General features: G+C 38.0%; 11 protein-coding genes and 2 pseudogenes. 4 read left to right on the top strand and 9 right to left on the bottom strand.

Annotation, left to right across the window (positions count from 1 at the left end; translation table 11 throughout):
* Nucleotides 1-126: 126 nt before the first annotated feature.
* Complete coding sequence (locus GHC26_RS05530; RefSeq protein WP_163970273.1) at nucleotides 127-912, bottom strand: sulfite exporter TauE/SafE family protein; 786 nt, start codon at nucleotides 910-912, stop codon at nucleotides 127-129.
* 536 nt (nucleotides 913-1,448) lie between these two features.
* Here GHC26_RS05530 and GHC26_RS16045 point away from each other — a divergent pair.
* The 4 genes from GHC26_RS16045 to GHC26_RS05545 all read left to right on the top strand — a co-directional run bounded on the left by GHC26_RS16045 (nucleotide 1,449) and on the right by GHC26_RS05545 (nucleotide 4,867).
* Complete coding sequence (locus tag GHC26_RS16045; RefSeq protein WP_264175952.1) at nucleotides 1,449-1,571, top strand: hypothetical protein; 123 nt, start codon at nucleotides 1,449-1,451, stop codon at nucleotides 1,569-1,571.
* Between the two features lie 162 nt (nucleotides 1,572-1,733).
* Nucleotides 1,734-3,320 (top strand): peptide chain release factor 3, encoded by a 1,587-nt coding sequence (locus GHC26_RS05535; RefSeq protein ID WP_163970274.1) that lies wholly within the window; start codon nucleotides 1,734-1,736, stop codon nucleotides 3,318-3,320.
* Nucleotides 3,321-3,368: 48 nt separating this feature from the next.
* Nucleotides 3,369-4,097, top strand: a complete 729-nt coding sequence (locus tag GHC26_RS05540; protein ID WP_163970275.1) for an ABC transporter ATP-binding protein — start codon at nucleotides 3,369-3,371, stop codon at nucleotides 4,095-4,097.
* Nucleotides 4,094-4,867, top strand: a complete 774-nt coding sequence (locus GHC26_RS05545; RefSeq protein WP_163970276.1) for an ABC transporter permease — start codon at nucleotides 4,094-4,096, stop codon at nucleotides 4,865-4,867. The genes GHC26_RS05540 and GHC26_RS05545 overlap by 4 nt, the downstream gene beginning before the upstream one ends.
* A 25-nt stretch (nucleotides 4,868-4,892) precedes the next feature.
* Here GHC26_RS05545 and GHC26_RS05550 read toward each other — a convergent pair whose 3' ends face one another.
* From GHC26_RS05550 to GHC26_RS15885, 8 genes and pseudogenes are all read right to left on the bottom strand, one after another.
* Nucleotides 4,893-5,183 (bottom strand): hypothetical protein, encoded by a 291-nt coding sequence (locus GHC26_RS05550; RefSeq protein ID WP_163970277.1) that lies wholly within the window; start codon nucleotides 5,181-5,183, stop codon nucleotides 4,893-4,895.
* A 480-nt stretch (nucleotides 5,184-5,663) separates the two neighbouring features.
* Nucleotides 5,664-7,649, bottom strand: coding sequence for a S9 family peptidase (locus GHC26_RS05555; protein WP_163970278.1), 1,986 nt, complete (start codon nucleotides 7,647-7,649; stop codon nucleotides 5,664-5,666).
* Between the two features lie 373 nt (nucleotides 7,650-8,022).
* Nucleotides 8,023-9,591 carry an NAD(P)H-hydrate dehydratase gene (locus GHC26_RS05560; RefSeq protein WP_163970279.1) on the bottom strand — a complete coding sequence of 523 codons (1,569 nt, stop codon included), beginning with the start codon at nucleotides 9,589-9,591 and terminating at the stop codon, nucleotides 8,023-8,025.
* A gap of 122 nt (nucleotides 9,592-9,713) precedes the next feature.
* Nucleotides 9,714-11,063 carry a magnesium transporter gene (gene mgtE / locus GHC26_RS05565; RefSeq protein WP_163970280.1) on the bottom strand — a complete coding sequence of 450 codons (1,350 nt, stop codon included), beginning with the start codon at nucleotides 11,061-11,063 and terminating at the stop codon, nucleotides 9,714-9,716.
* 100 nt (nucleotides 11,064-11,163) lie between these two features.
* Nucleotides 11,164-12,148: pseudogene (gene uvsE, locus GHC26_RS05570) on the bottom strand (UV DNA damage repair endonuclease UvsE).
* 17 nt (nucleotides 12,149-12,165) lie between these two features.
* A complete protein-coding gene (locus tag GHC26_RS15875; RefSeq protein WP_226376865.1) occupies nucleotides 12,166-13,500 on the bottom strand; it encodes an HAD-IC family P-type ATPase in 1,335 nt (444 codons plus the stop codon).
* Nucleotides 13,451-14,686, bottom strand: a complete 1,236-nt coding sequence (locus GHC26_RS15880) for an HAD-IC family P-type ATPase (RefSeq protein ID WP_318936990.1) — start codon at nucleotides 14,684-14,686, stop codon at nucleotides 13,451-13,453. Before GHC26_RS15880 ends, GHC26_RS15875 begins: the two co-directional genes overlap by 50 nt.
* Nucleotides 14,684-14,857 (bottom strand): annotated as a pseudogene (locus GHC26_RS15885) (cation-transporting P-type ATPase); the annotation flags it as partial. The gene GHC26_RS15880 and the pseudogene GHC26_RS15885, both read right to left, overlap by 3 nt.
* Nucleotides 14,858-14,897: the final 40 nt, after the last annotated feature.

Raw genomic sequence — 14,897 nt, forward strand, 5'->3', positions numbered from 1 at the left:
CTAGTATTATTATAGCGGAAAAATCGATTTTTGCTAGATTTATTTTTTTACAACGCTCGACAACCACTACTCAAAAGCTCAAAAGCTCAACATCGGCTACTGTTGCAAATAACCATTTCCTTTTTCCTAACTTAAAATATCAATCCAAATCTTAATAGCTGTCCCTAAAATTAAAATAGCTAAGAAGCCCTGTAGAATGCTTGTATTAACTCGTTGTCCAAATTTCGCACCTAATGGCGAGCCGATCAAGCTTGCGATAATCATAATAATGGCTGGTAAGAATAACACTTGACCTGTTAAAATTTTCCCAGTAGCCGTCCCGATAGATGCTATAAATGTAACGGCTAGTGAGGTTGCAATCGTCATCCGAGTTGGAATACGTAAGATAAGTAACATAATTGGCACTAATAAAAAGGCACCACCAGCTCCTACAATCCCCGCACCAATACCAACTAGAAAGGCAAAGAATGCAGCAAGCCATTTATTAGATGTAACCTGATCCAGCGGGATATCATCGAGTCCTTTCTTTGGGATGAACATCATTACAGCAGCGATAACAGCTAGTACTCCATAAATTAAGTTGATCACATTTTCAGGCATAAGCTCTGAACCAAAACTACCAGTAATACTTCCAAGTAATATACTCACACCCATATAAATAATGAGGACTTTATTTAAATATCCACTTTTCCGATAGGCCCAGACCCCTCCAATTGTCGCAAACAACACTTGGACTGCACTAATTCCTGAAACTTCATGTGCAGAGTAGGCAGTTAATCCTATCATGGGTGGAATGTACAGTAACATAGGATACTTAATAATGGAACCACCTATTCCAACCATTCCAGAAATATAGGACCCAATAAAGCCGATTAGAAATAATGTCACAATTAATAGCAAGTTGATTTCCATTTTGAAAACTCCTTATTTGAAATGTAAAATCCAACAAAAAGAATGCCAGAATGTTGTAGCACAATTGCTACATCTTCTTTAGGATATGATACACAATTTACTTTATGTTACCAACTATAGAGACTAATACATTTCTCCAGTAAATTTGAACAAAAGCGCAAGCGCCTTGATCACCCCCGATTAGAAAGCTTGGCTTGTCGCCAAGTGGAGATAGCCTTAGTTGCACTTATGCAGGAGGAGAGTTTTATACTTTCCTATCTGCCTAACAAAAGAAAAGAAATTGTTAAAATTAATGACTTCATTACAAGAATCCAACCATCTGTAGTATAGTAAATGGAGATAATAAATAAGGAGCATTTCTCTTGAGAAACTGAAATCCGCCAAAAAATTTAAAGCTTAATTCATTTGGAGGGAGTTTTCCCTTTATCCCCACCTTTTACTGGAGTTATCCTCCACTTATACTTCCTTGTTTTTCGAAGTCTTGAAGTGGGGGCTTACTGCCAGTTAACACGTGACAAAGAGAGATCTCGAGAAATTTGCATCCCGTTTTTGATCATCCAGATTATGAGGCAAGAGGAATACATCACCTTGACTTAGTAGGTGAGGATTTAAAGGCCTTTCATTTTAATGAAAAAGACAAACAGTTGTTAAAAGAGTAATTGATTAAATGGGACTTAACTTGTGTTGACGTGTCCCCCTCTTCTTTGCTATCGTTTGAAGGTATGAGACATAACGCCATTAAAGGAGAATTATGCCGATGTAAGTGAACAATCCCAAATCCATAAAGCAAAACGAAAATTTATAATAGGAAGGGATTTTGAATGAATCTACAAGATGAAGTAAACAAACGACGGACATTTGCGATCATATCACACCCTGACGCAGGGAAAACGACTCTAACAGAAAGATTATTGTTATTTGGAAATTTAATTCGCTCAGCTGGAACGGTTAAAGGGAAAAAATCAGGAAAATTTGCAACATCTGACTGGATGGAAATTGAGAAGCAACGTGGGATTTCGGTTACCTCCAGTGTAATGAATTTTCCTTATAATGGATATCAAGTCAATATTTTAGACACACCAGGCCACGAAGATTTCAGTGAAGACACATACCGCACGTTAACGGCTGTAGACAGTGTTGTCATGATCATAGATGCGACAAAAGGAATCGAAGCACAAACCATTAAATTATTTAAAGTATGTCGGATGCGTGGGATTCCGATCTTTACGTTTATCAATAAATTGGATCGTGAAGGAAGAGAACCACTAGAATTATTAGAGGAAATTGAAGAAGTGCTCGATATCGAAACGTACCCAATGAACTGGCCTGCAGGGATGGGCAAGCGTTTCCTTGGTATTTTTGACCGGCATCATGAACAATTCATTCAATATAACGGGAATGAAGAGGAAAGCTATATCCCATATGATGAACTAGAGCAAGACACTTATAAGGACCTGGTAACACATGCAACCTATCAAGATGCAAAACAAGAACTTGCCTTAGTCGACGAGGCTGGAGATGAATTTTCCATGGAAAAAGTTCTTTCTGGAAAACAAACTCCTGTCTTTTTCGGAAGCGCATTAGCACCATTTGGTGTGGAAACGTTTTTCAATACATTTATCTCCATGGCACCAGCACCTACCCCAAGACAAGCAACAGATGGTCCTGTTAGCCCTGAGAAAGAAGAATTTTCTGGATTCATTTTTAAGATTCAAGCAAACATGAACACCAAACACCGTGACAGGGTCGCATTTATACGTGTCTGCTCTGGAAAATTTGAACGAGGCATGAATGTAAAACTCGCACGGACCAATAAGCAAATAAAACTCGCTCAATCACAGCAATTTGTTGCTTCATCACGGGACACCATTGAAGAAGCCTATGCAGGAGATATTATTGGTATTTATGATCCAAATGTATATCGAATCGGGGATACAATCATAGAGGGAAAAGAAACCTACGAATTTAACGAATTACCACAATTTCCCCCTGAATTATTTAAGCAAGTGATGGTTAAAAACGTGATGAAATCCAAACAATTTAAAAAAGGTCTCGAACAGCTTGTGCAAGAAGGTGCTATTCAACTATTCAAAAAGGCACACACAGAATCCTATATTGTTGGAGCAGTGGGTGAACTGCAATATGAGGTATTTCAATATCGCATGAAAAATGAGTACAATGTAGAAGTAGTATTTGAATCAATTGGGGAACGAATCCCACGCTGGGTTAAACGTGAACAAATTGATGAATCTCTTTTTGACGAACGGAACATGCTAGTACGCGATCGTGAAGATAACTTTGTTGTATTATTTAAAAATGATTTTGCCCTACGTTGGTTCCAAGACAAACATCCAGATATTGATTTAATCGACTTATTTGAGGTAAACACCTATGAACAACAATATTAAGCTGTTTTAGTATTACGGGGAATTCCCTCGGACATAAAGGAAGTGAGCATGTTGTCACTTGAAGCAGCCATCCAGTTTAAAAATGTGAGCTATTCCGTTAATGGAGACACCATTTTAACCGATATAACCGGTTCCTTTCCAAAAGGAAAAATCACAACATTAGTTGGTCCTTCAGGTGCTGGGAAGTCCACGTTATTCAAGCTCTGTAATGGGTTAAAATCACCTGATTCCGGTGAAATTCTCATTAACGGTAAAAAGATTGACGACTATGATCCTGTAACGTTACGACGGTTTGTCGGGATTGCGCTCCAGCAAGCTACGATGTTAAGTGGTACGGTTAAAAAGAACATATCGATTCCGATGATTTTACAAGGAAAACAATTACCCGAGGAACGCGCAAAGGAGTTATTGACCGTAGTTGGCTTAGATGAAAGCTTTTTATCTCGTAACATAAAGGATTTATCTGGTGGACAGCGACAAAAATTATCGATTGCACGAACATTGGTGAATAAGCCAGAAATCCTGTTACTGGATGAAATCACTTCTTCCCTTGATCGTGTGTCCCAACAAGATATTGAAGAACTGATTGTAAAAATTAATAAAGAGTTTAGTACAACCATTATCTGGATTACCCATAATCTACAACAGGCATTAGACATCGGAGACTATACGTGGGTCATGATGGAAGGAGAAGTAGTCGAAACAGGAGAAAGTTCACTATTAGAAGCACCGACGAACGAGAGAGTACGAAACTTTGTAAGGGGTGAAGTAGAGTGAGTTATCTTACGTTAGCGATCACCCTGATCTTTGTTGTGATCCCACTAGTTTTATCCAAGACCTTGAAATTAGGGTTAGAAAAGGATACCCTCATTGCTACTGTTCGATCGATTATCCAATTGCTTGCAGTTGGGTATGTGTTGCAGTTTGTATTTGATGCAGAACAGCTCATCTATATATTTCTGATGGTCTTATTAATGATTGCAGCTGCTACACAAAATGCGCGGAAAAAAGGTGCCTCCATTAAAGGGATCACATGGAAATTAATTGTAACTTTTGTTTTTGTAGAGGTGCTAACGCAAGGTATATTGCTCGGTTTAGGTATTACACCGGCTACTGCTCAATATATTATTCCAATCAGCGGGATGGTTGTTGGGAATTCCATGGTTCTATCCATCTTATTTTTGAATCGATTTACATCGGAAATGACAACCCATCAAGATCAAACAGAATTGATCTTAACACTTGGCGGAACACCAAAACAAGCGATTCGAACACAGTTGTTGAATTCCATTAAAGCAAGTACCATCCCAACCATTGAAAGCCAAAAAACGATAGGACTTGTACAATTACCAGGGATGATGAGTGGTCAAATTATTGCTGGTGCTGACCCAGTTCAAGCTGTCATGTTCCAGTTACTCATCTTATTCTTACTGTTGACTACAGCAGTTGTTACCAGCATCATGCTAGGCTATTTATCCTACCCAACACTATTTAACGAACGGATGCAATTTTTAAGTGACCATTTAGAGGAAGATGATGAAGACTGAAGAAAACAACACCACCTGAAGTGGATTACATATCCTCACGCAGGTGGTGTTGTTTGTTTCGAATTTGCTTGAGATCATCGAGTAAATCATGGATTTCTTCCTGGGTTAATTGAACAGGTAATTGATCAAATAATGTGAGCACCTGACCATCTACCTCTCCCTTTCGTTTGTCTAAATAATTGTAAACGGCATCTAATTGCTTATTATTGAGCGTTGATTGTGTGGTAAAATGTTTAACGCGCTCTACCGTAAACTCATCACGTAGTTGATCAAACGTCCCAGCAATAATATTTCCCTCTACTTCTTCATTGGACATGATGTCACTCCTCTACAGTTAGATGTATATCATTAGTTTGTCCTGTATTGGGAAAGTGTATTTGTAATTTAGAGAGAAAAACAAAAACTGGCTATTAAGGTAATACTTTAGGAGTGTCAATAGTACACACACGGGTTAACTTTTCAATGCTTTACAGACTTCTTCCAACAAGCGTGATCTATTACCTTTTTGTGACTTTTGCTATCAATTTAGTTACTGACCAAGGTTCTCTGTTACTTTTTTATGAATGTTTAACATGAATTAGTCACTGAGAAGGCTATTCGGTTACTTCTTCATCATTTTCCATTCTTGTTTGGACATAGAGAAGCAGGCTCAATTACTTTATTGCAACTTATTTTACTCATCCAGTCACAGAGAAGTAAACTTATTCCCTTTTTTCCAAAATAGGTTGTCTTGTTAGTTGTTCCCTCGTTTTATTATTTGCACTTCACAAGGTACTCGTTGACATGGGAAATCATACTACTTTTCGGTAGTTGTTCGATATTGCTCAAACCATTCAATAATGTAATCTAAACGTTCTTGACGGTGTACAGGTTTTCCTTTTGCCGACAAGCCATGACTTTCTTCAGGAAAACGGATAAATTTCGTTTCGACTCCTAGCCGGCGTAATGCTAAATACCATTGTTCCGCCTGTTCCATTGGACACCTGTAATCTTTTTCATTATGAAGAATAAGCATTGGTGTTTTCACATTTGGTGCATATCGAATTGGGGAGAACTTCATAATTTTTTCTTCATCTTCCCACAAATCCTGAACATCTAATTCAAAGCGATTGAAGTAAAAGGCGATATCACTAGTACCGAACATACTATATAAGTTCGTAACTGAATTTTGCGTGATGGCAGCTTTAAACCGATTTGTTTTTGTCGTAATCATATTGGTCATATAGCCACCATAACTTGCACCTGTTACAAACAGTTGATCTTGATCGATAAATGAATGCTTCTCTAATACGTAATCTAAACCATTCATTAGATCTTCATAATCCTTGCCTGCCCAATCACCTAACACTTCATCAGCAAATGCTTGTCCATAGCCTCTACTACCTCTTGGATTCATATATAAAACACAATAGCCTTTGGCAGCCATTAATTGCCATTCAAATTGTAATCCAAATCCATAAGAGGAATGAGGTCCACCATGAATTTGTAAAATCAGTGGGGATCTTTTTCCATCCTCATGTCCAATTGGTTTTATGAACCATCCATCAATTTCAAGGTCATCGACACTTTTAAAAGAAAAATGTTCTGGTGTAGAAATTTCCACTTCCTCATAAAGGTGCTTATTCCAATTGGTTAGTTGTTTTTTAGCATCAACCTGTTCTAATGATTGTAGTACCACATCACCTGTAGATTCTGGATGTCCTTGAACTAATACCGCATTTTGTTGGTCAATCAGATCAAATGATGTAATATGATGTTTATCTTCTGTTAAAGGTCCTGAAACAGACCCTTCAGGTGTTGTTTGGTAAAGCTGGACACTTCCATGATCCGTAATGACAAAATAAATGCTGGAGCTTGTTTCATCCCAAACGACACTAGGTGCACCTGTGTCATATTGAATATCAGTTCGAACGATTGTTTCAGCAGAACGATCAAGTGAGCCACTAACATTCACGGTTTCTTTTGTTTCGGTTGAAATCACCCATACATGCACACCATATGCCATGTTCTCCCCTTTATCATGGCCAATAAAGGCTACCCATTTCCCATTTGGTGCATAGGAAATTGAATTAATAGCACCTTTCCCTTTATAAAATAGTGTTTCTTTTTCTGTTGTTAAGTCGTATTTCCAGATGGAAGGAATATATTCTAGTTCATCATCTTCTTCTTTGCTACCTACAAATAACAAATGCGTACCATCTGGTGAAAAACAGACATTCAAAAAGTCAACATCTCCATTAGTAATCTTCGTTGCCTTTTTCGTTTCAAGGTTAAATAGGTAAATATGTTTTCGCTTTTCTAAAAAGTCATGGGTCCCGTCTGCTTTATAGCGGAGGCGTGTCACCACTTTCACATCACTGGAAGCTTCCTCTTCTGGGTTTTCTTCTACTGTTAAAGCTAATTGCTTTCCATCTGGAGACCATGTTTGCTCCACGACATTTCCAGCTATGGAAGTTAACGGCTTTGCCTCCCCACCATTTTCAACAGGCAGCTGCCACACTTGATTACGGCCTGTTCGATTAGATAGAAAGGTAAGTGTAGTACCATCTGGAGACCATTTTGGTGTTGTATCTTTAATTAAACGAGTATCATCATAATGATAGGTTAATTGTCGGTTTTCTCCATCTAGTGTTGTTAGGTAAATAGACGAGAAATACCCATCCTTTTCTTTACTCATTTCCGTTAACACATACGCAACGATTTCCTTTGTTGGCGAAACAATAGGATCCCCTACAAAGCGCAATCTCGTTAAATCCTCTGTCGTTATACGTCGTTTACCCAAGTTCATGTCCCCCTCAAATTATTCGTAAATTTTCATCATTCACTCTTATATGTATTCTATATGGACTAAACTATTTCCTCTAAAAAGTTCGACAAAATTCGGATAATTCCTAAAAGTAACCCTGAAGGTGCGCTATACCTAATTAGGTAAATAGTCATTTACCGATGGTTATGCGTTTGGTTACTTTGATTTCACGTAAAGTAAATATCAAACCACATCTAGTTTTATGAATGAATCCTCTTTCTGCTATCCATCGCTCCCTTTGTTTATTACATGACTTCAGTTTCATACATTTATCTCCAGAAAGTGTATTACTTTATTACTTGTCTAATTATTTCAGGAAATTATTAAGGGTGCAAAACCTAACAAAAATTTAAGATGTAATCCTATTTAACAACACTTTTACCCCATCTATAACATCCATAGGGGTTACACCAAAATGAGATAGTTTTTTTGCTTTTTCTTCTGCTGACCTAGCATGAAGATAACTAGCACTAATCATTGCATCCAGTGGTGAGACACCTTGTGCAAGAAAAGCTGTAATTAATCCTGTTAAGATGTCACCACTCCCACCTTTTCCGAGTGCATCATGGCCATGCGGATTAATGTACAGTGTCCCAGATGGTGTAGCGATAATCGGACGATGACCTTTTAACAGGACATAGATGCCATATTTTTGAGCGAATGTTTTGGCCACGTCAAGTCGATTTGCTTCGACTTCAGCGACAGTTGTGTCCATAAGTCTAGCCATTTCACCAGGATGTGGTGTAAGTATTATGTCTCCTTTATAATCCTGAATGTCCTGTAAACGATGTCTTGTAAAGGAAATTGCATCGGCATCAATCACAAGTGTTTGGGTATCTAATTTTGAAAAGAGTGCTTCCAGCCACATCTGTCCGCTAGAAAACTGACTCATACCTGGACCAATAGCAATTGTACCGGTTTTTGGTAATTGTGGTATGAGTGTATCCACCGCTTCAGGTATCAGATGTCCCGCTTCATCAGGTAACGGCAATAACAACAATTCTGGATTTTGTGCTGCAATCATTGGGTAAATCGAGTCTGGTATAGCAATTGTTACAAGTCCAGCACCTGTATGAAATGCTGCTTTGGCTGTATACATTGGTGCTCCAACAAAGTGACGTGAACCACCAATTACAAGTGCATGTCCAAATGTACCTTTATGTCCATGAGGTGGACGTTTTGGAAGAGAAGCATTCACTTTTTGTTCTGTTATGATTTCAGGTAGTTTGGTGTTGAGTTGATTGCCGATCGTTGTTGGTACGGAAATATCACATACTTTCCACTCCCCAACATATCGCGGACCATCTTGTAGAAAGAATCCATTTTTTGGACAAACAAAGGTAACGGTCTTTGATGCTTGAATAGCGATGTTCTCTACTTTGCCAGTATCACTATTCACACCAGACGGAATATCCACAGCGATAATAGGCTTCTCACCAGAGAATTGATTCACCATCGAAATAATTTCTGCTATTGGTTCTCGTACCGCACCACGAACCCCTGTACCTAGTATTGCATCCACGATGATATCTGCTTGGGTTAGTTGTTGTTGCAAGTCATCCAACGAATGGTCATGAAGGGAATATACTGGTAATCCTCGATTCATATATACATCATAATGAGTTTTGGCATCCCCTTTTAAGCGATCTTTATCGGCAAGTAGCCATACATGTGATGGAAAGCCTGCATCCACTAGCCTTCTTCCTATGACAAACCCATCACCACCATTATTCCCCCCACCAACAAGCACAACAATATTTGTGTGTGATTTCGATGAGATCATTTTGGCGGTCGTTCTCATTATTTCCTCGACCACACGGACACCTGCATTTTCCATTAACACAACACCAGGTAACCCCAATCTATTGATCGTATAATCATCCATTTCTTTCATTTCTTTTTGTCCTGCACTAAACATAGTCCTTCCCCCTCTCTCACCTCTACTTCTTCTAAACCCATTATAAACCATATCCAACCATCATACAGAACCCTCAGAACTCATTCGACATAAACCGGCAAAATACGGGTGGTGACAGGCACCTACAAAAGGAAGATGGTGGCGATGCCGAAGTAGATGAGTAGGGATAGAATGTCGTTAATGGTTGTGATGAGTGGCCCAGATGCGATGGCCGGGTCTATGTTAATCTTATATAAAATAAGCGGAATAATCGTTCCAGCAAGAGTCCCGATAATGAGTGTCAATAGTAATGAACTACCAACGACAATCCCTAAGCTAAGACTTCCCTGCCAAAAATAAGCAATACCTAAGATTAACAAACCACATACAACCCCAATAATGATTCCGACTCGTAATTCTCGAAACACTAACTTCAGTAATTGTTTGAAGTTTACATCATTGGTAATTAATCCTCGTACAACAACTGCTAGTGACTGTGTCCCCGTGTTTCCTGTCATACCAGCAATCATTGGCATAAAGAAAGTGAGTGCAACAACTTGTGCAAGGGTATCTTCAAATCCGCTAATTATACTCCCAGATACTAATCCGATAAACAATAACAAAATTAGCCACGGCAAACGTCTATAGGCAGCTACAAATGGCTTTGTATTAAAATCAATCGCTTTACCAGAAGCAGATAATTTTTCAATATCTTCATTTGCTTCTCGAATCACAACATCAATTACATCATCAACTGTCACAACCCCAACTAAGGTGTTATCTTCATCTACTATTGGGATTGATACGAAATCATATCGACTGATTAAGGTTGCAACTTCCTCTTGATCAGTATAAGCATCTACTTTTACTAGCCTTGTAAACATAATATTTTCAATTGTATCGTGCAAATCAGCTAACAATAAATCTTTATACGAAACAACTCCGACTAATTTTTTATGCTCATCAATCACATATAGATAATTTAAGTACTCCGCTAATTCTGCAAAGTGCTTTAATTTATCAACTGCTTCTCTCACCGTATACTTTTTTTGAATCCAAACAAACCGGTTGTTCATAATACGACCAGCGGTTTCTGGTGGATAATTAAGGAGATTTTTTACAACTGCGATCTCCTCTTTTTTCATTTCAGATAAGAGCTCTTCCATCTTTTCTGGCTCAAGATTCACCAATAATGTAGCTAAATCATCGTTTTCCATTAAATCTAGCACTTTTGTTGACTTTTCAATTCCCAGCTTATGTAACACGTCTAACTGATCTTCTTTTTCCAATTCTTGAATAACATCTGTCAATTGTTCAATCGATAAAAAAAGAACAAATTTATTACGGTATTTAATCGGTAAATGAATATATAATTGCGCTAAATCATATGGTTGTATTTCATTAATATGCTGTTGGAACTCCTCCCGATCACCCTCTGTAAGAGCTCTAGCTAACTCACTTACTATTTCATTTTCCTGTAGTGATAAAGTCACGATATTCACCTACCTCATTTTTATCTTAGAAGACACTAAAATAGGATACCCAAAAATGGTGTAGTTTACCGCAATGAATCCCTATTTTTGTTGGCTCAAATTAGTGAATATAAAAACTAGCACCATCTATAATTTCCACCTCTGAATATTGTTTTAGATCCTCCATTAATTTAAATAAGGCATCATCTTTTTGTTTGACTTCGATCATACAATCGATTTCACTAACACTTCCTTTTATGGTACGCAAAAATCCCATAAACATATCGGAATTCACATAATCAGCAAGTGCACGAAATTTCTGCTTAGATCGTGGACTGGAAATATGCATCTTTACTGGTAGTTCAGATAAACGCCATGTTCCTAACACACGATCCCATGCTTTTTCCCATTTCCCATTCTCTGGACAATTGGCTAAATGATGATGGTAGTCAAAAATCATTGGAATCGACAACTTTTCACATAAATATAACGTGTCCCATAAGGTAAATACCTTATCATCATTTTCCAGCATAATCATCGATTGTAAATCAGTCGGGACCATTTTTCTTTATCACCATACCCACCACCAACATGTAATACACAGCGGTGTGTCTGTTTCATCCCCATTCCTTTCAATAACCTGTAATGAAGCCGTAATGTATGGATAGCATTTTGTAAAACATACTTTCCAAGTGAATTAAGTAATACAAAATGATCTGGATGGAAATCAACTCTGAATTGCTCATGCTCATCTAGGAAAGACTTGATCTGATTAATGAATCCTTTACGGCTCTCATATAATCCCATCCTTCTAATTCAGGATGAGTTGCTAATGGAATGAGTTTAGATGAAAGTCGAAAAAAATGAATATCATGCGCAAGGTTATGTCGTAATAAACGTAAGCAATTCGTTAAATTTGTGTTTGCAAGTTGCTCCAGCTTATGAATTGCTGCTTGTCGGTCTTCCATTTTAGAAAATGTTGCATAGGTCATTGTTTTCGATGGAGAAGCGTTTTGTACATGAACACTCATTGCAACATATCCAAGACGTACAAAAGTCAAAAAGAACACTCCCTCTACATTTTCCTTTAGATGAAGTGTTCCCATAATCCTATTTTTACCTGTTAACTAGTCTGCTTTATTTTTCGGGTAATGCCTTTTTCTATTTCTACTGCAGTAAACACGAGAATGCCAAGTAATAGAGGATATCCCCATTCTGCTAATTCCATTGGTGCAGTACCTAGTGCTGTATTCAAAAAAGGTACATATGTGATGGCCAGTTGAAATAATACTAATAAACCAGATACCAGAAAGGCAATTTTATTGGCAAAAAAATCTTTCCCAATAGCTGGTGCTAGCTCATTTCGACAGTTAAACAAATAAACCATTTCAGCAAACACAATTGCGTTTAGAACAATCGTCTGTACATCTGTATGTGTATATCCATTATTGGTTAAGTTCGTAAACATGTACAAACAACTCAGCCCTACAATCAGGGAAACATACACGATTCGAAATAGATAATAGGAATTGAGTAACGCTGTTTTTCGTCTCCGTGGTGGTCTATTCATAGCCCCTTTTTCAATTCCTTCAAAAGCTAATGCCATCGCAATTGTGACTGCCGTTATCATATTGACCCATAAAATTTGTACTGGGGATAAAGCCATAGACATGCCCATCACAATGCTACCAGCTACTAATATTGCCTCAGCACCATTTGTCGGTAAAATAAACAGAATGGTCTTTTTCAAATTATCATAGACTCTTCTACCTTCTTCAACTGCATTGATAATCGTTTTGAAATTATCATCAACCAGTACCATTTTAGAAGCATCTTTGGCAACCTCGGTACCTTTAATTCCCATGGCAACTCCTATATCCGCTTTTTTCAAAGATGGTGCATCATTCACACCATCACCAATCATGGAACAAACCTCACCATTTTTCTGAAGTGCATCGACTAACCGCAATTTAGTATGTGGGCTTGTACGTGCAAAAATATCATAACGCATCACAACATCACTTAGCTCGTTGTCATCAAGTGCGTCAATCGACTTTCCATCAATTGCACCATGACCATTTCCAATTCCTAATTGTTTCCCAATCGCATAAGCTGTTTCAGGATGATCTCCTGTAATCATTTTCACGCGAATGCCAGCATTTTTACACTCCTCCACCGCAGCAATTGCTTCTTCTCTCGGTGGATCCATAATTCCTGCTAAGCCAAGGAACACGACATCATCTTGAAGGTCACTATGATCAATACTTGTTACATTTGGACCAACTTTTTTGTATGCAGCACCTATGACTCGTTCTCCTCGTTGTGCCAGTTTCTTCATTTTTTCTTCCCATTTCTTACGATTAAAAGCTTGTGTCGAAGAAGTGTCAGTCGCCTCATGTGTCGCCATATCAAATAATTCGATCTGGAGCACCTTTTGTGAAAATATAATTTTCGCCATAAAAAGTCGTTAACACTGCCATATACTTATATTCCGAATCAAACGGAATTTTTGAAGTGATAGTTAGTTTTGGTAGTTGTCCACTTACTTTCTCCGCTAATGTCATCAAAGAACCATCTGTTGGTTCACCATTCATTACCCACTGTCCATTATCTTTTGTCAGACTGGAATCATTAGCTGTTCGTACACATAATAACAATTTCATTAATTGCGGATGCTCGTCTATGACTATCTCTTTACCATGTTGTTGTATTTTCCCCTCAGGAGAATACCCTAACCCACTTACTTCATACGTATCATTTGTCGTCTCGACTGACCGAACTGTCATTTCATTTTTCGTTAGGGTTCCTGTTTTATCCGAGCAAATAACAGAAACTGATCCAAGGGTTTCCACAGAAGGTAGATTACGAACAATCGCTTTACGCTTAACCATATTTTGGACACCAATCGCTAATATAATGGACATAATAGCTGGTAGTCCCTCTGGAATGGCAGCTACAATTAAAGCAATAACAGAGAGTGCTAATTCACCTAGTTTATAGTCACGTAAAAAGTAAGCAAAAACAAAAATAAACAGACCAATAGCTAAAATCGCGATCGTTAATTGACGACCAAATGTCGCTGTTTGCTCTAGTAATGGTGTTTTATGATCATCCACTGCTGCCAAGGATTGATTAATTTTTCCTAGTTCTGTTTGGTCCCCTACTGCGACAACAACTCCAATCCCAGTTCCAGACGAAATAGAGGTACCAGAAAACACCATATTAAGTTGGTCACCGAGCACTGTTTCCTCTTCTATCGGCTTCGTAGATTTTTCGACAGAGATTGATTCTCCTGTTAACGTAGATTCTTCAGCAGTTAAATGATGGCAAGTTATTAATCGACAATCAGCAGGCACCTTGTCACCTGGGCTTAATAAGAGGATATCCCCCACTACTAAATCAGCGGCATCTATTTCCTTCCGCTCCCCATCTCGAATAACATTTGCATGAGGAGAAAGCATATTTTTAATCGCATCAAGTGCTTTTTCGGCTTTATTTTCTTGAATATATCCAATGGTCGCATTAATAATAATAACCATCCCAATCACGACTGTATCAATATAGTGTCCTAATAGGAGCGTAATAATGGCTGCGACAATTAGGACATAAATCAATACATCGTGAAATTGTTTGATAAACTTCATGACGTTTGATTCTTTTTTTCGTTATGTTAAATGATTGGTACCAAATTGTTCCTTCCTTTGTTTGATGTCAGTTGACCGCAGTCCTTTCGTGCCATCTGTCTGAAGTTCATCTAAAACCGTTTCAACGTCAACTTGATACCATTTTCGTTTGTTATCCCTATCTACATTCATGAACACCACTCCTTTTGAGAAGGATCTCTTCGTATTCTTT

It is taken from the genome of Oceanobacillus halotolerans (assembly GCF_010993955.1).
GTDB classification, from domain to species: domain Bacteria; phylum Bacillota; class Bacilli; order Bacillales; family Amphibacillaceae; genus Oceanibacillus_A; species Oceanibacillus_A halotolerans.